This window comes from Blautia sp. KLE_1732_HM_1032, from assembly GCF_025147905.1.
GTDB lineage: Bacteria > Bacillota > Clostridia > Lachnospirales > Lachnospiraceae > Blautia_A > Blautia_A fusiformis.
This window is the reverse complement of the sequence record NZ_CP102266.1, coordinates 2,300,356-2,326,311: the sequence shown is the minus strand read 5'-3', so window position 1 is coordinate 2,326,311 and position 25,956 is coordinate 2,300,356. Positions and strand designations below refer to the sequence as shown.

Here is a 25,956-nt window from a genome sequence, read left to right as displayed (position 1 = left end):
TAGAATGAAAGTGGTGAAGAGAGTGATCGTTGGTGTACTGGTTGCGGCATTGGCAGCCGGAGGAATCTACACAGGGCTTATGCATGTGAAAGAATCCAAGGTAACAGAGGTGCCGGTAACCAGCGTCAGCAATCTTCAGACGGACTGGTATTCGGAGACAACACTGGATGGAACCATCACCACGAATGTTTCTCAGAATGTAAATATGGATAAAGATATGATCATCGAGAAAATATATGTATCCCAGGGTGATGATGTAAAAAAAGGCGATAATCTGATCTCCTTTGATATGACACTTGTAGAGATGGAACTGAATATTGCAAAGCTGAAACAGCAGAAGCAGGAGCAGGATCTGACCAAAGCACAGAACCGTCTGACAAGTCTTCAGAATGGAGGTCCCATCGAAGACAGTACAGACAGTACTGATGATACGGACCTGAATCTTACAGGTGGTGATACAGGAGGTGACGGAGAAATGACAAATACCGATACACCTTCCGGAAGTGACGGAGACGAGGATATGCAGTCAACTACTGGTTCCGCGGCTACTGCAGATGGCAGCTATCTTGCAGCGGTTTCCTCCAAGCCATTACTTCTCAGTGCCTTTACAGATACAGAAGGAGATCTTGAAGATTCTGCAGAGAAAGTTACCGAAGAAATGCCGTCCGGAGAAACGACGGACAGTGAAACAGAGCAGATGACCGGAGATGACACAGCGGATATGGAAGAGGATACAACTGCATCCGATGAGGATCTGATCATGGATCCGACTTACCAGGATCCTACTGTCAATGATATTACAGACGGAGAAACTACGGACTGGGGTTCCGGAGAAGATGACACCCCAACGGTATCTCCGACACCGACTCCCACACTGGGACCCAATGAGCTTCCTGATCCAAATATAACAGAACCGGAAATTCCGGGGATCACAGATGGTGAACCGGAATTTTATCAGAAGCTGGATTATACTTCTCAGCCGTTTACAGGAACCGGTACGGAAGAAGATCCCTATGTTTTTCTTGTAAGCAGTGCCAAAGGCAAAGTTACGGTGATGGGATCCTTCTTTAACAGAATGGCGGGATACAGTGAGGATGGAACCAAAGTGGTCCAGAAAGGCGGCAGCTGGTTCCAGCTGGAGTTTCATGAGAATGATACCATTGCTGATTTTCAGGACAGAACACTTTCCTGTACAGGATATTATCTGATCGATGGAAGTCTTCTTGAAAATCCGGTATATATGTATGCGGAAACAGAATTTACACTGGACGAGGCTTCCAAATATGACAACAATGATGATGAGATACCGGATGACAGCGGTGATGGAGATGACGGTACTGATGGCACAACCATGTCAAGAGAGGATGCGATCAAGATCCAGAAAAACAAGATCGCAAGTTTGAAACTGGATATTGAGGAAAATAATCTGAAAATCACTAAGCTGGAGAACAAAATAAAAAACAAGCTGATAACAAGCAAACTGGATGGAACGGTTGCTTACATCGGAGATGAAGTCACAGGTTCTTATAATGGAGATGCTTTTCTGAAAGTAAAAAGCAAGGATGGTTTTTATGTTACCGGAACGGTCAGCGAACTGATGCTGGATCAGATGAAGGAGGGAACACTTCTTCAGTGTACCAGTTATAATTCCGGCAGCTTTGAGGCGAAGGTACTGAATGTATCCGATTACCCGGTGGATTCTTCAAATGCTTATTATGGTGGAGATTCTAATCCCAATGTATCGTATTACACCTTTAATGCAGAGATCACAGATCGTTCATTGCAGTTTACCGACCAGGATTATGTGACGGTATCTCTGAAGTCAAATAAACTTGCCGAAGGCAGTATGGTTGTGATGAAGGCATTTATCCGTACGGAAAATGGAACCAGCTATGTATACAAAGACGTGAAGGGAACACTGAAAAAGCAGCAGATCACAGTGGGAAGCATTGTAAACAGCGGATATTATGCAGTTGTAACTTCAGGTCTGAAATCCGATGATCTTCTTGCTTTCCCATATGGTGATGCCGTGAAGGAGGGAGCCAAGACAAAAGAAGTGACTTTGGATGATATGTACAATGAATAAATAACAGGAAGGAGAAATTTCATGTTTGAAAATATACGCCTGGCTTTTCAGGGAATATGGTCACATAAGATGAGATCCTTTCTGACCATGCTGGGTATTATTATTGGTATTGCATCTATTATTGCAATTGTATCTACGATCAAAGGTACCAGTGAGCAGATCAAGGAAGATCTGATCGGGTCCGGAAACAATACCGTACAGGTTATGCTCTATGACGGAGACAGTACATACGATATGGATTATGGTTCTTACGGAAGCTCGGCCACACCGCCGGTTATTTCTGATTCCCAGAAAACGGCGATCGGAGACTTGGATCATGTGATCAGTTCTACATTTTATTACAGTAGCCAGTCTGCCAGTGTTTATTATAAAAACACAAGCTTTCAGGGCGGAACCGTGTACGGGATCGACAGCAATTATCTGAAAACGATGGGATACCTGGTCCAGTCCGGGCGGGGATTTGTACAAAAAGATTATGACAGCTACCGAAAGGTTGCTCTTGTGGATTCCAATGCTGCACAGAATATTTTCGGAAGTGAGAGCCCTGTAGGGAAAACCATTGAGGTGGGATCAGAACCGTATATCATTGTAGGTGTGATCACTCAGAGTGAGGACAGCATGCCGAAGATCAATACGATTTCTGAATACGAGGAATATTCGCAGACGATCATGGGAAGCGTGATGATCCCGGATACTACCTGGCCTGTTGCATTTAAATTTGATCAGCCGCAAAATGTGACAGTCCGTGCAGACAGCACAGATAATATGAGTTCTGTAGGAAAAGCAGCAGAGGATATTCTGAATACAGGAATCCAGAATGAAAAAAACAAATCGAACTTTAAATATAAAGCGGAAGACATTATGGAGAAGGTTAAGAATCTCCAGAAGCTCAGCGAAAGTACCAATCAGCAGCTGATCTGGATCGCAAGTATCTCCCTGCTTGTTGGTGGTATCGGTGTTATGAATATCATGCTTGTATCTGTCACAGAACGTACCAGCGAGATCGGACTGAAAAAAGCTATCGGAGCAAGAAAAAAAGTGATCCTGGGACAGTTTCTGACGGAAGCTTCGGTGCTGACCAGTATCGGAGGAATCATTGGTGTGGTCCTTGGGATCATCCTGTCAAAAATGGTGTCTCAGGTGTCAGGAGCACCAACAGCCATCAGCGTTCCGGCAATTATCGGTTCTGTGGTATTTTCCATGCTGATCGGTCTGATCTTCGGACTTCTCCCATCTGTAAAGGCAGCTAATCTTAATCCGATCGATGCCCTTCGCAGTGAATAAAAAGATATACATACATATAGCATCTGCAATTGCCGGAAGGATTCCGGCGGCAGATGCTTATTTTTATATCTGAAAGTATTGTTCAGGTTTTATGAAGCTCTGCGGTCTTTATTTTGTCACTTTTGCTGTATATATGACAAAAAAAGAAAGTATAAATAGAGTTTTTACAGGTTTTTTAGAGATCATAAAAAAATCGTGGCAGAATCTTTGGATAGTGTGATATAATACATCATAAGTGGGCAAATATAAAAACAGAAGGAGATAATTTCATGAAGGTTTTGGAAGGTAAATCTGTATTTTCCGGTATTGCGATCGGTAAGATCTCAATCCTCCAGAAAGTTGACGCCAGTGTTAAACGTGTTCACGTGGAGGATCCGGAAGAAGAGGTAAAGCGTGTGGAGGCAGCCAGAGAGCAGGCTGTGGCACAGCTTCAGAAGCTTTATGACAAGGCTCTTCAGGAAGTTGGAGAGTCCGGAGCGGCAATCTTTGAGGTTCATCAGATGATGCTGGATGATGATGACTATCTGGATTCCATCCACAACATTATCCGTACAGAGTCTGTAAATGCAGAATATGCGGTTGCAACAACTGGTGATAACTTCTCATCAATGTTCGCACAGATGGACGACGATTATATGAAAGCAAGAGCAGCTGATGTAAAGGATATCTCAGACCGTCTGGTACGTGTGCTTTCCGGCCATGGAGATGGAGAGCTTGAAGCATCCGAGCCGGTGATCGTAGTTGCAGAGGATCTTGCACCAAGTGAGACTGTACAGATGGATAAGAGCAAGGTTCTTGCTTTTGTCACAAGAAAAGGTTCTTCTAACTCACATACTGCGATTCTTGCGAGAACCATGAATATTCCGGCGCTGATCAATATTGAATACGATGAGTCCATGGACGGTAAGATGGCAGTCGTAGACGGAAAGAGCGGAAATCTGATCGTTGAGCCGGATGCAGAGACCCTTAAAAAATATGAGGATATGCGTGCCGATGAACTTGCACAGCGTGCAATGCTCAAAGAACTGAAAGGTAAAGAAACTGTTACCAAGAGCGGTCGTAAGCTCCACCTTTATGCCAACATCGGAAGTACAGGTGATGTTGCGAATGTACTTGCCAATGATGCGGAAGGCATCGGACTTTTCCGAAGTGAGTTCGTATACCTGGAAAAAGAAGACTATCCTACAGAGGAAGAGCAGTTCCAGGTTTACAAGACCGTAGCTCAGAATATGGCCGGTAAAAAAGTTATCATTCGTACTCTGGATATCGGAGCGGACAAGCAGATCGATTATTTCAATATGGCGCATGAGGAAAACCCTGCAATGGGATATCGTGCGATCCGTATCTGTCTGGACCGTCCGGAAGTATTTAAGACACAGCTGAGAGCACTTTTCCGCGCAAGCATGTTCGGAAATATTTCCATCATGTATCCGATGATCATCTCTGTAACAGAGGTGAAGCAGATCAAGGCCATTGTAGCAGAAGTAAAAGCAGAGCTTAAGGAACAGGGGATCCCGTTCCGTGATGACGTGGAGCAGGGTATCATGATCGAGACTCCGGCAGCTGTTATGATCAGTGATCTTCTTGCAAAAGAGGTTGATTTCTTCAGTATCGGAACCAATGATCTGACCCAGTATACACTGGCTATTGACCGTCAGAATGCAAAGCTTGACAACATTTATGATTCCCATCATGAGGCAGTTCTACGTATGATCCAGATGGTTGTGGATAATGCACACAAAGAAGGTATCTGGGCCGGAATCTGTGGTGAGCTTGGTGCGGACACTACACTTACTGAGAGATTTGTAGAGATGGGACTGGACGAGTTGTCCGTATCTCCGACATTTGTTCTTCCGGTTCGAAAGATCGTAAGAGAAATGAAATAAAACACAGATCATAAATATATAAGGATATTTTTGATAAATAGTGTGACAGCTGCTGTGCATAAATATTTGTATGGCAGCTGTTTTTTTAGTTACTGTTCACTGGTAATATTCCGCGAGGTGTTTTTTGTGAGCGAAGGTCACAGAAAATTTCCAATTGTGATATAGAAAAAAATATGATACACTAACATCATGGCTTTCTACAGCAGTTCAAAGAATTAGTCCATCAGGGGCTGATGTATTAATTCTTTGAACTGTGAGATAACAGACCAGGAGGAGAGAAAGAATGGGCAAAATTGCCATTGTAACAGACAGCAACAGCGGTATCACACAGGCCCAGGCAGAAGAGCTTGGCGTTTATGTGATACCGATGCCGTTTTATATTAATGAAAAAATGTATCTTGAAGGTGTAACTCTCACACAGGAAGAGTTTTATGAGAAGCTTAAGAAGGATGAACCAATCTCCACATCTCAGCCAAGTCCGGCTGATCTCTGTGATCTGTGGGACAAGCTTCTGAGAGATTATGAGGAAATCGTTCATATTCCGATGTCAAGCGGATTGAGTGCATCCTGTTCTACTGCAATGGGACTTGCTATTGATTATAATGGTCGTGTTCAGGTAGTGGACAATCAGCGGATTTCCGTAACACAGAGACAGTCTGTAATGGATGCTAAGATGCTTGCCGAGGCAGGAAAAAGTGCTGCAGAGATCAAGAAGATCCTTACAGATCAGAAACTCGATTCCAGTATTTATATCACACTTGACACCCTGAAATATCTGAAAAAAGGTGGCAGGATCACACCGGCAGCAGCAGCCATCGGAACGGTTCTGAACCTGAAGCCTGTACTTCAGATCCAGGGAGAGAAGCTGGATGCCTACGCCAAGGTCCGTGGCAAGAAGCAGGCCAAACGTGCCATGCTGAAGGCAATGAAGAGTGATTGGGAAACACGTTTTAAGGAATACGCATCTGACGGTGAGATGTGTCTTCAGGCTGCTTATACAGGAAATCTGGAAGAAGCAGAAGAATTTAAAAAAGAGATCCAGGAGGTATTTCCGGGAATGGAGATACATATGGATCCCCTTTCTTTAAGTGTTGCCTGCCATATCGGTTATGGTGCCCTTGCAGTCGCATGTTCAAGAAAAGTGACGTTATAAGCATAAAATACAGAAACAAAGATATGAGGAGTTTGAAACATGAAGAAGATTATGGAACAGATGGCGGAAGAACTTTCCGCAGCATTTGAAAAAGCAGGTTATGATCCGTCCTACGGAAAAGTTACTGTTTCCAACAGACCGGACTTATGTGAGTATCAGTGTAACGGTGCTATGGCAGGAGCCAAAGCATATCACAAGGCACCGTTTATGATCGCTGATGATGTGGTAGCACAGCTGTCAGACAGCCGGATCTTTTCCAGAGCAGAAGTTGTAAAGCCTGGATTTATCAACCTGGATGTGAAACCGGAATTTGTTGCAGAATACATGAATAAGATGGCAGAGGACGAGAAGCTTTCTGTTGAGATTGCCAAGAATCCGAAGACGATCATTATCGACTATGGCGGACCAAACGTTGCCAAGCCGCTTCACGTAGGACATCTCCGTTCTGCGATCATCGGTGAGAGCATCAAGCGTATCGGACGCTTTGTAGGACATAAGGTGATCGGTGATGTACATCTTGGAGACTGGGGCCTTCAGATGGGACTGATCATCACCGAGCTGAAACACCGGAAACCGGAGCTGGTATATTTTGATGACAGCTTTACCGGTGAATATCCGGCAGAAGCACCGTTTACTATCAGCGAGCTGGAAGAGATCTATCCATGTGCCAGTGGGAAGTCCAAAGAGGATGAGGCTTACCGTAATGAGGCACTGGAGGCAACCCACCTTCTTCAGCAGGGAAAACCCGGATACATGGCTCTCTGGAATCACATTATGAATGTATCTGTAACAGACCTTAAGAGAAACTATGCGAATCTGAACGTAGATTTTGACCTCTGGAAAAAAGAATCCGATGCACAGCCATACATTCCGGATATGGTAGAGGATATGAAGAAGCGAGGATTTGCCTATGAGGATCAGGGCGCTCTTGTTGTAGATGTAAAAGAAGAGAGTGATACCAAGGAGATTCCTCCATGTATGCTTCTGAAATCAGACGGAGCTTCTCTCTATACGACCACAGACCTTGCTACTATCGTAGAGCGTATGAAACTCTTTCAGCCGGATGAGATCCTTTATGTTGTTGACAAGCGTCAGGAGCTGCATTTTATCCAGGTATTCCGCTGCGCAAGAAAAACCGGTCTTGTAAATCCGGAAACCAAGCTTTCCTTCCTTGGTTTCGGTACCATGAATGGAAAAGACGGTAAACCGTTTAAGACAAGAGAAGGCGGTGTTATGCGTCTGGAGAACCTGATCGCAGACATTGATGAGGAAATGTATCGCAAGATCGTGGAGAATCGTAGTGTAAAAGATAAAGATGCAAAGGATACTGCCAAGATCGTAGGACTTTCCGCAATCAAATACGGAGATCTTTCCAACCAGGCGACCAAGGATTACATCTTTGATGTTGACCGCTTTACATCCTTTGAGGGAAATACAGGTCCGTATATCCTTTATACTATCGTTCGTATTAAGTCGATCCTGAACCGTTATGTACAGGAGGGAGGAGATTTAAGTACAGGTAAGATCCTTCCGGCAGTCAATGCCAGTGAGAAGAACCTGATGCTTCAGCTTTCCGGCTTTGCGGCAATGGTTGAGAACGCTTTTGAAGAAAAAGCACCACATAAGATCTGTGCATATATCTATGAGGTATCCAATGCATTTAACAGCTTTTACCATGAGACCAAGATCTTAAGCGAAGAGGATCAGGCACAGAAGGAATCCTTCCTTCAGCTGCTCCAGCTTACAAGAAGAGTGCTTGAGACAAGCATCGATCTTCTTGGATTCTCTGCACCGGATCGTATGTAAGGTATAGCTTTGCAGATACAAACACTATGAATAATGACAGACCGCCGGATAAAGAGACATTTTTGTCTGCTATATTCGGCGGACTTTTTTATATAGAAAGTTCTTTGCAAAAAGAACAGGACGTGCTATAATAGGACTTATCCTAAACGAGGGCAGATCACAAATATCTGCCTGACTATAAGTTATCTGTTTTTTTTCAAACCGGAATTCACCGGATTATCCCAAATCAATAAGAAACGTAATCATAAATATTGTCTGACAGAAATGAGAGGAAGGTGATCTGTCTGATCGGAAATGTTCTGAAAGAACGTTATTGCATTGTAGAACAAATTGGACATGGCGGAGGTGGAAGCCTTTATCTGGCAAAAGATATGGAGCTTGGTATCTGCCGTGCAGTGAAAGAGATACCGATCGCAAAGAAAAAAGAAGCCAGACTCATGCAGCATCTGGAATATCCTGCAATACCGAAGATTATCGATTATGTGGAAACAGGGGAGTACTGTTATCTGATCATGGAATATATCAAGGGTCAGTCGCTGGGAGAACTTCTCCGTTCAGGAAAACGGTTTTCTTTACGGGAAATCCTTGCTCTGGGAAAGGAGATTGCCAGAGTATTGGAATATCTTCACAGTCGGAAGCCACCGGTCTGTTACGGGGACCTGAAACCGGATAATCTTATGTTTTCTGAAACCGGGCATCTGTATCTGATAGATCTTGGAAGTGCCATGTTCGATCATGGAAAAAGAAAACAGATCTGTGAAGGAACGAAAGGCTATGCGGCGCCGGAGCAGTATCAGGGCTACTTAAGACCGGGAAGTGATATTTATGCTCTGGGGAAGACCCTGGAAAAGCTTTGCGGAAAAAAGAAATGGCAGTGGATTTTATATCCGGATTTTTTCTGGCTTCTGTTCCGATGTACCAGAAAACAGGAAAAATACAGATATTCGGATATGTCAGTGGTTCAGAAGAAAATCCAAAAGCTGGAAAACAGATATCGGATGATCACTTGGAGAAAACGATTTCTGGAAGCGGCAGCTGCAGGGATTCTGATAGGAACACTGATCTTGATAGCAGGATTGCTGAAAACGGAAGAATTTTCTGTGGCGATCTCAGAAGTAACAGATTTGTATTACGAAGCCAGACAGTATCCGGAAGACTCAAAAGATCGGGAAAAGTGCTGTATGGCAGCGGAAAAGAGACTCCAGAGGTTAAGTAGAAATTATGGGGAAAAAGAACAGCAGCGTCGTATTGAGCTATTGCTGGCATGGAATGCGGAGCTTTTGTGTGAACCGGAAAAAGCGGCTTTATATTATGAAAATCTTCTTCTGTATGATGCAGAATATCCTGTGGCTTACGGAGAATATGGGATGTTTCTTATTCGGACCGGGCAGAAAGAGGCCAGCAGAAAGCTGTGGGAAGATTATAAAAAGAAAGAAAAAGCGGAATTACTGGATGACAGTGAAAGCAGAAATCTGCAGCTTTGGGAGGAGATTAATGAGAAAAAGAAGAGAAAGTGATCAGAAAAAACCAAAAGAAATGAAAATTACTAGTAGGAAAACCTGTTTTATTGTTTTGTTTCTGCTGGTCTTATGCAGATGGATGATCCCTTCCATTGCTGTCTATGGATTTGATGTGTCAGGAATGGATAGTTTTGATACCGGCGGATTTGATATGAATGTGGGAGAAGGAACCGGACAGCTACCGGAAGACTGGGAAGAAAGCTATGCAGGAGAAGGAAGTGATGATAGTAATTGGAACAGAGAAGAAGGAAATACTGAGGAGTATTCCGCTGCCTGGGCAGAATCAGAGAATGATCAGGAGGAGTCTGCACAATGGAATTTAGATTTTCAGACAGATGAGGTACGTTCTCAGGAAGAAAGCTTTATGGAAAATGGAGAAGATCCGGGGGTCGGGGGAGAAGGCTATGAAGTTCAGGAACCGGATATCAGACAAGATGAAAATCCGGGGATAACTATTCCGAAAGAAGCAGAGATAGCTGATACGCTTGCGGAAAAACTGACGGAAACGCCGATACCAACAAAACTGCCAATACTGACTGAACAACCAATCCCCATACAGACAGTGACAGCAAGTCCATCTGTAACGTTGACTCAAAAACCAGTTCGAAAGTCAGTGACAGATGCATCAAAGAGGGAGAAGAAGCAAAATCCGGCATTATCTTACTATCGGACAGAACCAACAGGAACGTCGGATAGGAAAAAAGAAAAAGAGCAAAAACCGGTGATCCGAATGAAAACAGACGGTAACAGGATCCGGATAGAGATCAGTCCGGATATTCCGTTCCAGATCCTTTCATTTCGGATCAATGGAAAAGAATGTGATTTTTACTGGCAGGGAAAAAAGCTTCTGGCGGAATTACCGAAAAAAAGCAGAAATCCCTGGAAAGCAGAACTCATGGGTTTTGTGAAATCCGGGAAGCTGTACTATGAAACCATGGACTTACCAGAAAAACAGTGATACAATAGGCATACTTACTGATTATTTTATACAACAGGAGGAATTTATGTATAAGGCAATCTTTTTTGATCTGGACGGAACACTGACAGAATCCGGAGAGGGGATTACGAAATCTGTACAGTATGCACTGGAGAAGCTTGGAGTTTCGGCACCGGAGCTGGAGCCATTGAAGGTTTTTGTGGGTCCGCCGCTTCTGGAACAGTTTATGAAATATGCGGGATTTGATAAAGAGACAGCGCAGAAGGGAATCGAATATTACAGAGAGCGGTATTCAGAAAAAGGAATGTATGAGAATACCGTTTATCCGGGCGTGGAAAACACTCTGGCAGAACTGAAACGTCGTGGCTACAGAATGGCTGTGGCGTCTGCGAAACCGACCTTTTACGTAACACAGATCATGGACCATTTTAATCTGAGCCGGTATTTTGAGGTGATCGCCGGGACGGACCTCAATGGACCGAAAGTAACCAAATCTCAGGTGATCGAGGAAGCTCTGGAAAGAATGAGCCTTTCTGACCACCGTGACCAGGTGATCATGGTGGGTGACAGAGAACATGACATTCTCGGAGCCAGACGATGCGGGATCCAGTGTGTGGCTGTATCTTACGGATATGGAAGCAGAGAAGAACTGGAAAAGGCACAGCCTCTTCAGATCGTAGCTTCCGCAGATGAACTTCTGAATTTTTTCGTCTGACCCCTCTGCACAGACAGAATATTTTTCAAATAGTGTGGAGGGAGCTTTATCCGGCAGGAATCCATTATCTTATCGGACAGATCCTCGGAAGCGCCGTGCTTCTCTGGCTGACAGGGCATGTCGGCAACGCACAGGAAAGGTACTATAGTTATACGCTGGTGATCACCGGACTTACCGGAGTGTTGGTTATGTTTCCGGCAGTATATTTTTACCGGAAGGATCGTATAGGAAGGCTGATTGGCGGTTTGACTTCCGTTGAGGAACAAAGGCTATCTATTCCTGAAATGCTGCTTCTTCTTGCTGCTGGAGCCGGATTTGCCCAGTATGCCAATGTGCTGGTGGCGATCCTGCAGAACTGGATCTCATCCAGCTATGGAGAGACGATGACGAAGATTACCTCAGGAAAGAGTTTGTTTATGATGATCTTCTGGATGGGGATCATAGCGCCTGTTGCAGAAGAAATGATCTTTCGCTGGCTGATCTATCTGCGACTTCGGGATCACTTTTCTGTACTGTTTTCCGCTGTGATCTCTGCGGCGTTTTTCGGAATTTATCACGGAAATGTCCTGCAGGCTGTGTATGCGTTTGTTCTGGGAGGGATTTTTGCGTGGTTTCTGGAGATGGGCGGTAATAAGTGGACCAGTGTGCTGATGCACATCGGAGCCAATACCTGGATACTTATTTTCAGTGAATACGCCCAGACTCTGGTGGAAAAAGCCGGAGCAGGAAGCCTTCTGATGATCTATGGCGTTTTTGCGGCAGCGATGATTGGAGGATATCAGTATTTTGCACGCCGGGGAGAAAAACGTGGCTACCGGGCTGTCTGATCCAATGTGGAACACGAATGTCTGCCTGCTACTGGATCAGGCAGAGTGATAGATGAATATTTGCTTTACAGAGAATCTGTAGTGGAATCATAGTATAAGGATGCCATTACAGATTTTTTTATAAAAATATGCCGGAATCTTTTGCTGCCGGTAAATTTATATAGATTTTATATTTATTTAAGAGACCATTTCTTGCGTACCTTTGTATCATGTGCTATCATAAGTGTATTAAAAGAATTAATACACTTAATACACAGATTACAGAGAAAGGAGCGTCGTATGTTATTCTTGGACTATCAGGACAGACGTCCCATTTACGAGCAGATCGTAGAGAAATTCCGGATGCTGATCCTGTCAGGAGCTGTGGAGCCATCTTCCAAGATGCCGTCTGTGCGGCAGCTGGCCGTGGAATTATCCATCAATCCCAATACCATCCAGCGGGCATATATGGAACTGGAGCAGCAGGGGCTGATCTGTCCGGTGAAGGGAAAAGGCAGTTTTGTCACAGACAGCAGCAGGATCAGGCAGATTGGTATGGAAGAAACCTTAAGTGAGCTGAAAAAGATCACAGAAAAGGGAATGGCTCTGGGAGTAGGGGAGGAAGAAATGATCGGTGTGATCCGCTTATGCTATAAGGAGGGAAACAATGATTGAGATAAAAAACTGCAGCAAAGCTTTTGGTAAGATACAGGCAGTAAATAAGGTCACCATGGATATCGGGGAACGGGAGGTTTTTGGACTGATTGGCTCCAACGGTGCGGGAAAAAGTACTCTGCTCCGTATCATGGCCGGGATCATCCGTCAGGACAGAGGAGAGGTGCTGATGGATGAAGAACCGGTTTTTGAAAATGAAAGGATCAAAGAGCATTTTTTCTACATCCCGGACGATGCATATATTCCGGCAAATTACAATGCTCTGGACATGGCAGAATTTTACCGTTGTATTTATCCGGGATTTCAGCAGGCGCGTTTTGAGACAATGATGAAGCAGTTTCATCTGGATGGAAAACGAAAAATCAGCACTTTTTCCAAGGGAATGAAGAAACAGCTTCTGGTGATCCTGGGAATCAGTACAGGAACGAAATATCTGTTTTGTGATGAAACCTTTGATGGCCTGGACCCGGTAATGCGCCAGGCAGTAAAAAGTATTTTTGCATCGGAGATCATGAGTCGTGAATTTACGCCGGTGATCGCTTCCCACAATCTTCGTGAGCTGGAAGATATCTGCGATCACATCGGGCTTCTTCATCAGGGAGGAATTCTCCTTTCCAGAGATCTGGAGGATATGAAATTCCACATCCATAAGATCCAGTGTGTACTTACTGACAAAAAGAAAGAAGAAGAATTAAAGAAAGAGCTGGATGTTTTGAAAACAGAGCATCAGGGCTCCCTGCTGCTTATTACTGCAAGGGGAACAAGAAGAGAGATCATGGAGAAGATACAGGCAAAAAATCCTCTTTTCTGCGAAGTGCTCCCACTGACTCTGGAAGAAATATTTATCAGCGAAACGGAGGTGGCAGGCTATGAAGTCAAAAATTTATTCCAGTGAGTATATGAAATCCTCTTCTAAAGGACAAAGATGGATCCCGGCATTTGCCATGATCGCATTTCTCCTTGCATTTCCGGTAGCGGAACTTATTCTGATGGGAAAATGGAATGAGCGCAGTTATACTCAGAGTCAGCTTTCCTATCTGTATTCCAGCCTGTGGAGCAGTGACTTTCTCACAATGGGAGCAGCTGTGGCTGCGGTAACCGCATGTTTTGCAGCAGTAAGCGGCTTCTGGTATCTGTATTCCCCGAGAAAAGTGGATTTCTATCACAGCCTTCCGGTAAAGCGAAGTGCACTGTTTCTGCACAGAGTATTGTTGGCTGTTCTTTATTATCTGGTGCCATATGTGATCATGGAATTTGCTGCGGTATGCATCGGGGCAGCCAGAGGATATTACAGCCTTTCCATTATGAAAAAGGCACTGATCCTGCTGGTGCTCCATCTCCTGATGTATCTTCTGGTGTATTTTTCCACAGTGCTGGTGATCGCCTGCACCGGTACCATGTTGATGGGAGCACTTGCATGGGTAGGGCTGTTTACCTACAGTATCGTTCTGGCAGTGATGCTGCAGTTAAGCGGACATTTATTTTTTGATACCTGGTACGAGGGCAGTTACGGAATTCTGGCAGCAGTGCGGAATCTGGGATCTCCTCTTATGGTGATCGTAAGCTTTATAGATAGATACAGCAGCGGAAGCTTTGGAAAGCAGTTGCTGATACTGATCCTCACGCTGTTTATCATGGCAGCACTTTCCTGGATGGCATTTTGCAGACGAAGGTCAGAGAATACCGGAAAAGCTCTGGTATATACCTGGATGGAGCCGGTCTTAAGTGCCCTGCTCACAATACCATCCGGACTGGGGATCGGTCTGATCTTTTATATGATTCCGGAAGATTCATCCAAAACAGCATGGTGGATCTTCGGAATGATACTGGGAACGATCCTGGTCCATGGAATTCTGGAAGTGATCTATGAAATGGATTTTCGCAGATTTTTCCGCAGAAAAGTGCAGCTTATGATCCTTGGAGGTGTTGTGGCAATCTGTGCGCTGACCATGAAAATGGATCTTCTGGGATATGACAGTTATTTTCCGGCTTATGACAATCTTCAGGGAGTTGTGATAAATGTAAGCAATCTTTCATATACAGAGCAGCTTTGCAATGTGGAAAAAAAAGAAAACGGAATCTATAAGATCCGGTATACTGCCACCTCAGACAATAGTTCCGGTCTGCTGGATCAGCCGGTGATGAAAAGTAAAGCATTATATAACAGTCTGAAGGATATCAGGCTTCAGAATGAAAAAGGAAAAAAATCAGGAAGGCGCATGTATGTGCGCTACATAAATAAACAGGGATTCAGTGTATGCAGAGGCTATATTGTATCCTCTGCACAGGCACAGAATCTTATGGAAGCCCTGTATGATGAGCAGACATGGAAAGAAGACAGATATTCATTTTTCCAGCTGGACAAACAGTATCTGAAAGAGGTTACCGGTATTTTCTGTGACGGAGATATTCATTCTTTATTTGAAAAAAATGCAGAGAAGCGTCAGGCACTGGCAGAGGCACTGAGAAAGGACATTCTGGAAAACGGCGGTCAGACAGTAAAAGACCAGCCATGTGCAATGCTGATGTTCGATTATACGGAAATTCCGTCAGAAGGCTACATGGATGAAGGGGGAATGAATGTACCGGCTGTGCAGGAAGGAGAGAATGTGTCCACATCCGTTCTGGTGTATCCGTCATATAAGAGAACACTTGCAATTTTGGAAGAAACAGGATATCCTCTTTCTATGGATGAGCTGTCTGTTGAGTATATTGATGTTTATTACTTCAGCTCCGAAGCTGCCGGCGAAGATGATGAAGCTTTTTCCGACACTGAGCCCATTTCGGATCTTGAAGAAACAGATAACGGTTATAAAGTCCGTTACGATAAAAAGGAACAGCTGGAAGCTCTGAAAAAATGTATCCGTCCATCACAGCTGGTAAACGGATGGACTATCTGGAATGCAGATGCCACAATGGAAGTGGTTCTGGAAGGACAGGAGAGCACCGGCGGGGATTCCGGACTTTATATGACATTTACCGGAGAGATCCCGGATTTCATCAAAGCAGATGCAAAGGCAGCCCATGTAACAGAATGGGAGGTAAATGATTAATGGAAAAACCAGTCCGGCTGGATAAATTTCTGGCAGATGCCGGCGCAGGTACAAGAAGCGAGGTAAAAAAATACATACAGAAGGGTCAGGTGCAGGTTAACGGGAAATCTGTGAAGAAACCGGAGCTGAAAGTAACAGAAGAAGATCAGGTGGTTATGAACGGGCAGGAGATCCATGCTGCACCGGAATATGTATACTATCTTTTTAACAAGCCGGCAGGCTGTGTCAGCGCAACGGAGGACTTCAGAGATAAAACGGTTCTTGACTACATTGAAGAGAAAGACAGAAGAAAGGGTCTTTTTCCGGTGGGACGCCTGGATAAAGATACAGAAGGCTTTCTTCTGATCACAGATGACGGTCCTCTGGCACACGAGCTTCTTTCTCCGAAAAAGCATGTGGATAAGACCTACTATGCAAAAGTATCTGGGAAAGTGACAGAAGAAGATGTCGTGAAGCTGGCAGAAGGCGTGGATATCGGGGAAAAAGATCTCACACGACCGGCAAGGCTGGAGATCCTTTCTACCTGGGAGTCCGGTACAGAATCTGCAGAAGCCGGTAAGAATTGGGAATCTGAGATCCGACTTACTATCCACGAGGGAAAATTCCATCAGGTAAAACGGATGATGGAGGCACTGGGAAAAAAAGTAACTTATTTGAAAAGACTATCCATGGGGCCGCTGGCGCTTCCTTCAGATCTTCCGACAGGAAAATATCGTTCGCTCACCGAAAAAGAGCTGGAGCTTCTGAAGTCTGCCGGAAACCGCTGAAAAACAGAAAAAAATTGGAAAAATCCCCTTTACATAAGGGGATTTTCTATGCTATAATTCAGAAGTTGCAAAAATAAGCACGCACGGCGATTCTATAAGGATGGTGCCCTACGGTGTGAGGATGGGTCCAGAGAGAAGGCGACCTGTGCGGAAGAATTTAACCAAAAAGGAGAAAAGACATGAGCGTTATTTCAATGAAGCAGCTTTTAGAGGCAGGTGTTCATTTCGGACATCAGACAAGAAGATGGAACCCTAAAATGGCTCCGTACATCTACACAGAGAGAAATGGTATCTATATCATCGATCTTCAGCAGTCTGTAGGAATGGTTGACGATGCTTACAATGCAGTAGCAGATATCGTTGCCAACGGTGGACACATCCTTTTCGTAGGAACTAAGAAACAGGCTCAGGATGCTATCCGTACAGAGGCAGAGCGTTGTGGAGAGTTCTTCGTAAATGAGAGATGGCTTGGTGGTATGCTTACAAACTTCAAGACAATCCAGAGCCGTATCGCAAGACTGAAAGAAATCGAGACAATGGAAGCTGACGGAACATTCGACGTACTTCCTAAGAAAGAAGTTATCGAGCTTCGCAAAGAGCTTGTTAAGCTTCAGAAGAACCTTGGCGGAATCAAAGAGATGAAGAGAATCCCGGATGCTATCTTTATCGTAGATCCTAAGAAAGAGAGAATCTGCGTACAGGAGGCTCATACACTTGGAATCCCGCTTATCGGTATCTGCGATACTAACTGTGATCCGGAAGAGCTTGACTATGTGATCCCGGGAAATGACGATGCTATCCGTGCAGTAAAACTCATCGTTTCCAAGATGGCTGACGCTGTTATCGAGGCTAAGCAGGGAACTGCTGAGGCAGATGGCGAGATCGAGGCTGAGTCTGAGGAGTTTGCAGCTACAGAGGAATAATTCGTATAAACAGAATATTTCAGGAGGAAACGAACAATGGCTATTACAGCAGCACAGGTAAAAGAGTTAAGAGAGATGACCGGCGCCGGAATGATGGATTGTAAGAAAGCTCTTACATCTACAGATGGTGATATGGATAAAGCAGTTGAGTTCCTGCGTGAGAAGGGTCTTGCTACAGCACAGAAGAAAGCAAGCCGTATCGCAGCAGAGGGTCTTTGCAAAACTCTGGTAACAGAGGATGGAAAGAAAGCAGTCGTTGTTGAGGTTAATGCTGAGACAGACTTCGTTGCAAAGAATGAGAAATTCCAGGGCTATGTTGCAGATGTTGCAGCACAGGCACTTAACACAACAGCAGCTGATATCGATGCTTTCCTTGCTGAGGCATGGGCACTTGATACAACTAAGACTGTAAAAGAGGCTCTTGCAGCTCAGATCGCAGTAATCGGCGAGAACATGAACATCCGTAGATTTGCTCAGGTTGAGGAGCAGAACGGATTCATCGCTTCCTACACTCATATGGGTGGAAAGATCGGCGTTCTTGTAGACGTTGAGACAGATGTTGTTAACGATGCTGTTAAAGAGATGGCTAAGAACGTAGCTATGCAGATCGCAGCTCTGAAACCGCAGTACACAAGCGACAAGGAAGTAAGCGCTGACTATATCGAGCATGAGAAAGAGATCCTTATGGCTCAGATCCAGAACGATCCGAAGGAGTCCCAGAAACCGGCTAAGGTTATTGAGGGAATGATCACAGGACGTATCAAGAAAGAGCTTAAAGAGATCTGCCTTCTTGACCAGACATACGTAAAAGCAGAGGACGGAAAACAGTCCGTTGCTAAATACGTAGAGCAGGTAGCAAAAGAGAACGGCGCTAAGATCCAGATCAAAGGCTTCGTTCGCTACGAGACAGGCGATGGTCTTGAGAAAAAAGAAGAGAACTTCGCTGAGGAAGTTGCAAAGCAGATGGGTAAATAATCCATTAACTTAAGTTTTCATTATATTATTTTAATAAGTCTGAATTTAAGTATTTAAAAACCTTGAAAGCCGATGGTGTAGATTGATAACAGTCAAAGCCATCGGTTTTCTTTATCCAAATATCTTGGACACTCTGTCAAATATATTCTCTGGTTCTTCCTGCCACATCAAAATAAGTATGCTCATGAATTGACAGAGATAATCGATACTTTTAAAACGCCTAAATGTCACGGCCTGCGCCTGTTTCCGCTTATAATTCCTCACTATTTGTGCCGCCAGCCAAAGGCGGCGGAATGGAGATTTTTATGAAATATACCCAGGATAATGGAAAAATTAAATTATGTGAAACTGATAATATGGATCATCTCGTGCGGTTAACACAAGCGTTGAATGAAAATAATATTCTTTACGAAACGAGATTGAAAAAAGGAACATTTATCAATAATCTTTTTTTCTTGATTTTTTATCATACTTTTGCATCGGGAATTGATCATAAGAATGAAACAACATGTATTTATGTACTAGAAAAAGATTTTGCTGCTGCCCAAAAAGCAATAGTAAACTGCAGATAAAAAAATTCATCTTCCAAGGCACAGGCTCTGTGTGCTGGCCATCGGTCTTTGCCTGCGTGCCTGTTTGTCAACCAAAGCCTGAGAATAGTAATACGACGATTGCCTGCCAGTAACTAATATTCCGCATGGAATGAGTAAAATAAAAATTTCGCTTTACAAATAACAGATAAAGTATTAAAATAAACAAAAAGATATCTTCAGGGCAGGGTGAGATTCCCTACCGGCGGTAAAGCCCGCGAGCCGAGAGGCATGATCCGGTGAGATTCCGGGGCCGACAGTACAGTCTGGATGGAAGAAGATGATAGTACAGTTGATTTTTTGAATGAATGTAGTATCAGAGCTCTGAGATGGTGATCCATTTCAGAGCTTTTTATATAGGGAATCAGACATTCATTTATCGATCATATGTAACAGATCAATTCTACCCTGCAGATATTTCTGCAGGTTTTTTTTGTATCTGGTACATCGTTTTCGAAATAAATATACCACTCACTTGTCTGTGAATCCGATTGCACAGATCTAAAAGCCTCGGCGTACCAGAGCGTGTTTGAAAAATCATTCCTGCAATCTGCACGCCCCACTTTGCGGTATATTTTGCCCGAATTCAGTTGCCGTAGCCCGCTACGGCGCCCTCATCCGGACAAAATCTCCCACAAATTGTGACGCACATCTTGCAGAAAGCCTTTTTCAAACACGCTCTAGACAAAGAACAGGAATAAGAAAGAAGGAATAGAAATGACGGATCAGGAATATATGCTTCGGGCGATTCAGCTGGCCAAAAAAGGAGAAGGCTGGACGAATCCCAATCCGATGGTAGGGGCAGTGATCGTAAAAGACGGAAGGATCATCGGGGAAGGCTATCATAAAAAGTATGGAGAACTTCACGCAGAACGTAATGCTATTGCTTCTCTTACAGAACCAGCAGAAGGTGCGGTGATTTATGTTACACTGGAGCCTTGCTGTCATCATGGAAAAACACCTCCATGTACGGAAGCGATCATTGAACAGAAGATCAGAAAAGTGGTGATCGGTTCCCGAGATCCGAATCCGAAAGTGGCAGGAAAAGGTGTACAGATGTTAAGGGAAGCCGGTGTAACAGTAGTTGAAGATTTTATGAGAGAAGAATGTGATCAGCTGAATCCGGTGTTTTTCCATTATATTACTACGAAAACCCCATACGTGGTGATGAAATATGCCATGACACTGGATGGGAAGATCGCAACGAAGACAGGAGCATCAAAATGGATCACCGGAGAAGCGGCAAGAAAAGAAGTACAGCATATGCGGCATCAGTACATGGGGATCATGGCAGGTATTGGAACTGTGCTTGCAGATGATCCGATGTTGAACGTCCGGGTAGAAGGCTGGAAAAGTCCTGTCAGGATTGTGTGCGACAGTAAGCTCAGGATTCCGCCGGACAGTCAGATTGTAAAAAGTGCGGAAAAGTACCGGACGATCGTGGCTTATGCAGATCAGAAAAATACAGAAGAAAAAATAAAAATATTACATACTATGGGAGTTGAGACCATTTACTGTCCGGATGAAAAGAATCAGATAGACCTTAAAAAGTTGATGACAGATCTTGGAAACAGGGGTATTGACAGCATCCTCCTGGAGGGAGGCGGTACGTTAAATGACAGTGCCCTGCGAGCCGGAATTGTAAAGGAAGTACAGGCTTTTGTGGCACCAAAGCTGTTTGGTGGTGTGGCCGGGAAGACACCGGTAGAAGGTATCGGAGTTGAATTCCCGTCTGAAGCAGTAGAACTGAAATATATAGATATCTGCCAGATCGGTGAGGACATCCGGATAAGATGTCAGGTGTGTGAGAAAAAACAGGAGGAATCATGTTTACAGGAATCGTAGAAGAGAAAGGAAAAGTCCGTTATATACAGCTGACAGGAGAATCAGGGATCCTGGCAGTGAAAGCCCGGAAAGTCCTGGAAGGGACAAGGATCGGTGACAGTATTGCTGTGAATGGTGTGTGTCTGACAGTTACGTCGATCCAGCCGGACGGATTTACTGCTGATGTGATGGCAGAGACGATCAGAAGAAGCAGTCTTGGCAGTTGTAAAGCCGGAAGCCAGGTAAACCTGGAACGTGCAATGGCTGCAGATGGCAGGTTCGGGGGACACATAGTAAGCGGCCATATTGATGGGACTGGAGTGATACGTTCCATGCTCCGGGAAGAAAATGCCATCTGGGTATCAATTGAGACATCGCCACAGATCTTGCATCTGATCGTGGAAAAAGGATCCGTTTGTATTGATGGGATCAGCCTGACAGTTGCAAGGGTTGATGAAACTGGTTTTCAGGTGTCGGTCATTCCACATACAGGAGAAGAAACCACCCTTTTGGAAAAGGTGCCGGGGGATCTGGTTAATCTGGAAAATGATGTGATTGGAAAATATGTAGAAAAATTGCTTGGCATCAGAAAAAACGAAGAAGAGAAAAAAGAATCCGGAATTACGATGGAGTTTCTTGAAGAATTCGGGTTTTAGAACAGGAGGATATACAGTATGTCACAAAATTATCAGTACAACACAATTGAAGAGGCACTTAGGGATCTTAAGGAAGGAAAAATAATTCTGGTCACAGATGATCCGGACAGAGAAAATGAGGGAGATCTGATATGTGCGGCAGAGTTTGCGACCCGGGAAAATATTAATTTCATGGCGACTTATGCAAAGGGTCTTATCTGTACACCGATGAGTGCAGAAATTGCGGCGAGATTGAATTTTCCGCCGATGGTTGCTGAGAACACGGACAATCACAGCACAGCATTTACCGTGGCAGTGGATCACGCAGATACAACCACCGGTATCTCTGCGGCAGAACGCTCCTATACCATTATGAAGTGTGTGGATGATCAGTCAAAACCGGAGGATTTCAGAAGACCGGGACATGTATTTCCGCTTATTTCCAGAAAAGGCGGGGTTCTGGTACGAAATGGCCATACGGAGGCAACAACAGATCTTATGAGACTTGCCGGACTGAAAGAATGCGGCGTGTGCTGTGAAGTTATGAAAGAAGATGGCACTATGATGCGTACATCACAGCTATGGGAAATGGCAAAAGAGCATAACCTTACATTTATTACGATTCGTGATCTGCAGGATTATATAAGAATACATGAAAAGCATGTAAAGGAGGAAGCAGCTGCAAACCTCCCAACGCAGTACGGTGATTTTAAAATGTATGGCTATATCAATGACATTACAGGAGAGCATCATCTGGCACTGGTAAAAGGTGATCTAGGAGATGGTGAGGATGTGCTTTGCCGTGTACATTCGGAGTGCCTGACAGGAGATGCATTCGGATCGCTCAGATGTGACTGCGGCCTGCAGCTGCAGACAGCGATGCGCCAGGTAGAGGCGGAAGGCAGAGGGATCATTCTGTATATGAGACAGGAAGGCAGAGGAATCGGACTGATCAATAAGATCAAAGCCTATGCGCTTCAGGAACAGGGATATGATACCGTGGAGGCTAATGTGAAGTTAGGGTTTGCACCGGATCTCAGAGAGTACTGGGTTGGGGCACAGATACTGTCAGACCTTGGTGTGAAATCATTAAGATTACTGACCAATAACCCGGATAAAGTCTATGGGCTTGGCGAATTCGGGCTGAAGATCAATGAGAGAGTACCATTGGAGATTCCGGTACAAAAATATGACCGGAAGTATATGAAAACGAAGCAGGAAAAGATGGGTCATATTTTTAAGGAAATAAATTTATAAAAAACAGCAAATAGCAGGAGGAAGAAAAAATGAGACAGATCAATTTAGTAGAAGGAAAAGTAGTAGCACCGGAGGGAATGAAGGTTGGTATCGTGGCAGCGAGATTCAATGAGATCATTGTGAATAAATTATTGGGAGGGGCAGTCGACGGACTGGTAAGACATGGAGTAGAAGAAGAGAATATTACTGCAGCATGGGTGCCGGGAGCATTTGAGATCCCGCTTACAGCACAGAAAATGGCACAGTCAGGAAAATATGATGCAGTTATCTGCGTGGGAGCTGTCATTCGTGGAGATACTTCACATTATGATCTGGTGTGCAATGAATCTGCCAAGGGGATCGCACAGGTTGAACTTGCAACAGGGATCCCGGTCTTATTCGGAGTGATCACGACTGAGAATATCGAGCAGGCTATTGCGCGAGCAGGAAGCAAAGCAGGTAATAAAGGCTATGATTGTGCGTTATCTGCGATCGAGATGGTCAATCTGATGAAGCAGCTCTAATAGATAGGGAAATAAATGATGACAAAAACAATCATATTCGATTATGATGGAACGATCCATCATACCATTGGAATCTATGAACCGGCATTTCGTGAAACCTATCAGTGGCTGACAGAACAGAAGGCTGCAGAAGAACGGGAGATAGGCTCGGCGGAAATTGCCGGCTGGCTGGGATTTAACAGTAAGGAGATGTGGAATACATTTTTGCCGGAGCTGGATCAGAGCTATAAAGAGCAGGCGAGCAGGATGGTAGGAGAACTGATGGTCAGACAGATCAGGAAGCATAAGGCAGTGTGGTATCCGGGAGCAGAGGAGATGCTTACAGCCTTGAAGAACCGGGGATATCATCTTGTGATCTTAAGTAACTGTAAAGCTTCCTATCGTGAGGCGCACTGGAAGGAATTTGGGATGGAACGATGGTTCGATCATTTTTATGACTGCGAATCGTATGGATTCCGTCCAAAGACAGAAATTGTGCAGGAAATCATCCGGGAATATACAGGCCCTTATCTGGTGGTCGGAGACAGGAGGCAGGATCTGGAATGTGCCAGAGCCTGCAAAAGCCCATTTATAGGATGCCTGTATGGATATGGTGAGAGCGGGGAGCTGAACGGAGCAGATCGTCTTGCAGAACATATAGAGGATATACCACAGTTGGTGATATGAGGATGAGCTCAGCTTTATCCGAAAGCAGAAGCTGTACACTGACAGAAGGCATAGGACTGACGGGAACGGCATAAATATTATAAAAATCCGAAGGATCCTGAAATATGATTTCCCTCAGTCTATGTATGATCGTAAAAAATGAAGAAGCAGTTCTTGAGAGAATTTTAAAGCCGGTTTCTCAGGTGATGGATGCGATCCTGATCGCAGATACCGGTTCTTCAGACAGAACAAAAGAGATCGCGGAGCAGTATACGTCGCAGGTGTTTGATTTTCCCTGGTGTGATGATTTTTCTGCTCCGCGTAATTTTCTTCTGGAAAAAGTCCGCACCGATTACTGGATGTGGCTGGATGCGGATGATGTCCTGGATGAAGAAAATCTGGAAAAACTGAAGAGTCTTAAAGAAACTCTGGATCCCGGAACAGATGTTGTAATGATGGAATATGCGGCAGGGTTTGACCAGAGCGGGAGAACAACATTTTCTTATTTTCGGGAGCGGATAATGAAAACATCCAGAAATTTCAGATGGAATGGGGCAGTTCATGAAACTGTGATTCCGGAGGGAAATATCATTTATTCAGATGTGGTGATCCGGCACCGGAAATGTGGAAAAGGTGATCCGGACCGTAATCTTCGCATTTATGAAAAAATGCTGGCAGGAGGAGAAACGCTGGAACCCAGACATCAGCTTTATTATGGGAGAGAACTGTATTATCATCAGCGTTATCCGGAGACAGAGGCTGTGTTGGTGGAGTTCCTGAAAAATCCGCCCGGATGGCTGGAAAATAAGATCGATGCCTGTTTTGTACTTGGACAGTGTTACCGGAAAATGGGAGAAAAAAAGTACGCACTGGAAGCTTTTCTGTACAGCCTGACTATGGATGTGCCGAGGGCGGAAATCTGTTGTGAGGTCGGAAAGATTTTTCTGGAAAGAGAGCTTCCCAGACAGGCTGCCTACTGGTACGGGCAGGCGCTCACTGTGCCTTCAGATAAGAAAAAGGGTGGATTTTTTATGGCTGAGTGTCATGGATTTGTGCCATATATGCAGCTTTGCGTTTGTTATGATAAAATGGGATGCCCGGAGCAGGCATTCTTTTTTCATAAGAAAGCGATGGAACTGAAGCCGGAAGATCCGGGAGTATTGTATGACCAGAAATATTTCCGGGAAAAATATGGTCTGTCATAAAATGAAAGACATATTTATTATATTTTCCTGGCAGGGTACAGGCTTGCGGGGATCCTATGCACAGGTAAAAGCTGTTGTCATATACTGTAGGGAAAGTTATTTTCCTATGAGGTGATCGAAGAATGCTGTTCAGGCATCGAAAACGTAAGGAAATGGAAATGCAGCAGGACAGTCATGAGGATTTGTCCTGTATGTCCTGTTATGGAAATCATAGTTCCTGTGGATGTGACAGATGTGGAGCAAGAGGCTGCCCAGGCCCTGTGGGACCTACAGGACCAACCGGTCCCAGAGGCTGTCCGGGAGTTCCGGGTCCTATGGGTCCTCAGGGACCGCAGGGGGAACCGGGAATACAGGGATATACGGGAGCCACGGGCCCGGCTGGAGCAACGGGTCCAGCGGGAGTCATCGGTCCGACGGGAGCAACAGGAGCCACCGGTCCTGCAGGAGTAACAGGTCCGACGGGAGCAACGGGAGCGACAGGAGCAACAGGAGCCACGGGTCCAGCGGGAACGACGGGGGTAACAGGTCCGGCTGGTGCGATCGGAGCCACGGGTCCAGCAGGTCCAACAGGAGCAACAGGAGCCACCGGCCCTGCCGGAACAGTAACCCCGGCAGCTGCTGTTGGAAATGCAACAACGGTAGATGATATTGTGGAGGATTTTAATGCACTTCTTGCAAACCTTCGTGATGCAGGACTCCTGGAAAGATAGT

General features: G+C 44.7%; 23 protein-coding genes, 2 pseudogenes and 1 riboswitch. Of the genes and pseudogenes, 24 read left to right on the top strand and 1 reads right to left on the bottom strand.

Going from position 1 to position 25,956, the window contains the following annotated elements; genetic code table 11:
* Nucleotides 1–4 precede the first annotated feature (4 nt).
* The 16 genes from NQ489_RS11150 to NQ489_RS11075 all read left to right on the top strand — a co-directional run bounded on the left by NQ489_RS11150 (nt 5) and on the right by NQ489_RS11075 (nt 19,158).
* Nucleotides 5–2,086, top strand: a complete 2,082-nt coding sequence (locus tag NQ489_RS11150) for a hypothetical protein (protein WP_021650387.1) — start codon at nt 5–7, stop codon at nt 2,084–2,086.
* Between the two features lie 21 nt (nt 2,087–2,107).
* Complete coding sequence (locus NQ489_RS11145; protein ID WP_021650388.1) at nt 2,108–3,370, top strand: ABC transporter permease; 1,263 nt, start codon at nt 2,108–2,110, stop codon at nt 3,368–3,370.
* Nucleotides 3,371–3,639: 269 nt separating this feature from the next.
* Nucleotides 3,640–5,256, top strand: a complete 1,617-nt coding sequence (gene ptsP, locus NQ489_RS11140; RefSeq protein WP_015524657.1) for a phosphoenolpyruvate--protein phosphotransferase — start codon at nt 3,640–3,642, stop codon at nt 5,254–5,256.
* 283 nt (nt 5,257–5,539) lie between these two features.
* Nucleotides 5,540–6,409, top strand: coding sequence for a DegV family protein (locus NQ489_RS11135; RefSeq protein ID WP_021650390.1), 870 nt, complete (start codon nt 5,540–5,542; stop codon nt 6,407–6,409).
* Nucleotides 6,410–6,448: 39 nt separating this feature from the next.
* Nucleotides 6,449–8,215, top strand: coding sequence for an arginine--tRNA ligase (argS, locus tag NQ489_RS11130; RefSeq protein ID WP_021650391.1), 1,767 nt, complete (start codon nt 6,449–6,451; stop codon nt 8,213–8,215).
* Between the two features lie 275 nt (nt 8,216–8,490).
* Entirely contained in the window at nt 8,491–9,732 is a 1,242-nt protein-coding gene (locus NQ489_RS11125; protein ID WP_049946976.1) for a serine/threonine protein kinase, read from the top strand.
* Nucleotides 9,710–10,693 carry a hypothetical protein gene (locus tag NQ489_RS11120; protein WP_021650393.1) on the top strand — a complete coding sequence of 328 codons (984 nt, stop codon included), beginning with the start codon at nt 9,710–9,712 and terminating at the stop codon, nt 10,691–10,693. The genes NQ489_RS11125 and NQ489_RS11120 overlap by 23 nt, the downstream gene beginning before the upstream one ends.
* Before the next feature lie 46 nt (nt 10,694–10,739).
* Entirely contained in the window at nt 10,740–11,387 is a 648-nt protein-coding gene (locus NQ489_RS11115) for an HAD family hydrolase (RefSeq protein ID WP_044960674.1), read from the top strand.
* Between the two features lie 32 nt (nt 11,388–11,419).
* Nucleotides 11,420–12,214, top strand: a complete 795-nt coding sequence (locus NQ489_RS11110) for a CPBP family intramembrane glutamic endopeptidase (RefSeq protein WP_021650395.1) — start codon at nt 11,420–11,422, stop codon at nt 12,212–12,214.
* Between the two features lie 279 nt (nt 12,215–12,493).
* Nucleotides 12,494–12,868, top strand: coding sequence for a GntR family transcriptional regulator (locus NQ489_RS11105; protein ID WP_015524662.1), 375 nt, complete (start codon nt 12,494–12,496; stop codon nt 12,866–12,868).
* Nucleotides 12,861–13,763 carry an ABC transporter ATP-binding protein gene (locus NQ489_RS11100; RefSeq protein WP_021650396.1) on the top strand — a complete coding sequence of 301 codons (903 nt, stop codon included), beginning with the start codon at nt 12,861–12,863 and terminating at the stop codon, nt 13,761–13,763. The genes NQ489_RS11105 and NQ489_RS11100 overlap by 8 nt, the downstream gene beginning before the upstream one ends.
* Nucleotides 13,738–15,921 (top strand): DUF6449 domain-containing protein, encoded by a 2,184-nt coding sequence (locus NQ489_RS11095; protein ID WP_021650397.1) that lies wholly within the window; start codon nt 13,738–13,740, stop codon nt 15,919–15,921. The genes NQ489_RS11100 and NQ489_RS11095 overlap by 26 nt, the downstream gene beginning before the upstream one ends.
* Complete coding sequence (locus NQ489_RS11090; protein WP_021650398.1) at nt 15,921–16,688, top strand: pseudouridine synthase; 768 nt, start codon at nt 15,921–15,923, stop codon at nt 16,686–16,688. The genes NQ489_RS11095 and NQ489_RS11090 overlap by 1 nt, the downstream gene beginning before the upstream one ends.
* 179 nt (nt 16,689–16,867) lie before the next feature.
* Nucleotides 16,868–17,611: a 30S ribosomal protein S2 gene (gene rpsB / locus NQ489_RS11085; protein ID WP_044960678.1), complete on the top strand. Its 744-nt coding sequence runs from the start codon at nt 16,868–16,870 to the stop codon at nt 17,609–17,611.
* A 36-nt stretch (nt 17,612–17,647) separates the two neighbouring features.
* Nucleotides 17,648–18,586, top strand: coding sequence for a translation elongation factor Ts (gene tsf, locus NQ489_RS11080; protein ID WP_021650399.1), 939 nt, complete (start codon nt 17,648–17,650; stop codon nt 18,584–18,586).
* A gap of 305 nt (nt 18,587–18,891) precedes the next feature.
* Nucleotides 18,892–19,158, top strand: coding sequence for a hypothetical protein (locus NQ489_RS11075; RefSeq protein ID WP_044960682.1), 267 nt, complete (start codon nt 18,892–18,894; stop codon nt 19,156–19,158).
* 189 nt (nt 19,159–19,347) lie between these two features.
* Nucleotides 19,348–19,462, top strand: a riboswitch (FMN riboswitch).
* A 117-nt stretch (nt 19,463–19,579) separates the two neighbouring features.
* On the opposite strand, the pseudogene NQ489_RS17870 reads toward NQ489_RS11075, so the two are convergent.
* Nucleotides 19,580–19,816 (bottom strand): annotated as a pseudogene (locus NQ489_RS17870) (DUF6783 domain-containing protein).
* On the opposite strand from NQ489_RS17870, the pseudogene NQ489_RS17865 reads away from it, so the two are divergent.
* The 8 genes and pseudogenes from NQ489_RS17865 to NQ489_RS17970 form a co-directional block, all read left to right on the top strand.
* Nucleotides 19,766–19,891: pseudogene (locus NQ489_RS17865) on the top strand (DUF6783 domain-containing protein); the annotation flags it as partial. The pseudogenes NQ489_RS17870 and NQ489_RS17865 overlap by 51 nt on opposite strands.
* Before the next feature lie 2 nt (nt 19,892–19,893).
* On the top strand, nt 19,894–21,021 hold the full coding sequence (gene ribD / locus NQ489_RS11070) for a bifunctional diaminohydroxyphosphoribosylaminopyrimidine deaminase/5-amino-6-(5-phosphoribosylamino)uracil reductase RibD (RefSeq protein WP_021650401.1): 1,128 nt from the start codon (nt 19,894–19,896) through the stop codon (nt 21,019–21,021).
* On the top strand, nt 21,003–21,656 hold the full coding sequence (gene ribE, locus NQ489_RS11065; protein ID WP_021650402.1) for a riboflavin synthase: 654 nt from the start codon (nt 21,003–21,005) through the stop codon (nt 21,654–21,656). The genes ribD and ribE overlap by 19 nt, the downstream gene beginning before the upstream one ends.
* A gap of 18 nt (nt 21,657–21,674) precedes the next feature.
* On the top strand, nt 21,675–22,892 hold the full coding sequence (locus NQ489_RS11060; protein ID WP_015524672.1) for a bifunctional 3,4-dihydroxy-2-butanone-4-phosphate synthase/GTP cyclohydrolase II: 1,218 nt from the start codon (nt 21,675–21,677) through the stop codon (nt 22,890–22,892).
* 29 nt (nt 22,893–22,921) lie between these two features.
* Nucleotides 22,922–23,395 carry a 6,7-dimethyl-8-ribityllumazine synthase gene (gene ribH, locus NQ489_RS11055; RefSeq protein ID WP_006427673.1) on the top strand — a complete coding sequence of 158 codons (474 nt, stop codon included), beginning with the start codon at nt 22,922–22,924 and terminating at the stop codon, nt 23,393–23,395.
* A gap of 15 nt (nt 23,396–23,410) precedes the next feature.
* Nucleotides 23,411–24,061: an HAD family hydrolase gene (locus tag NQ489_RS11050; RefSeq protein ID WP_021650403.1), complete on the top strand. Its 651-nt coding sequence runs from the start codon at nt 23,411–23,413 to the stop codon at nt 24,059–24,061.
* A gap of 104 nt (nt 24,062–24,165) precedes the next feature.
* Entirely contained in the window at nt 24,166–25,245 is a 1,080-nt protein-coding gene (locus NQ489_RS11045) for a tetratricopeptide repeat-containing glycosyltransferase family 2 protein (protein ID WP_044960686.1), read from the top strand.
* Between the two features lie 122 nt (nt 25,246–25,367).
* Nucleotides 25,368–25,955, top strand: coding sequence for a collagen-like protein (locus NQ489_RS17970; RefSeq protein ID WP_118368380.1), 588 nt, complete (start codon nt 25,368–25,370; stop codon nt 25,953–25,955).
* Nucleotide 25,956: the final 1 nt, after the last annotated feature.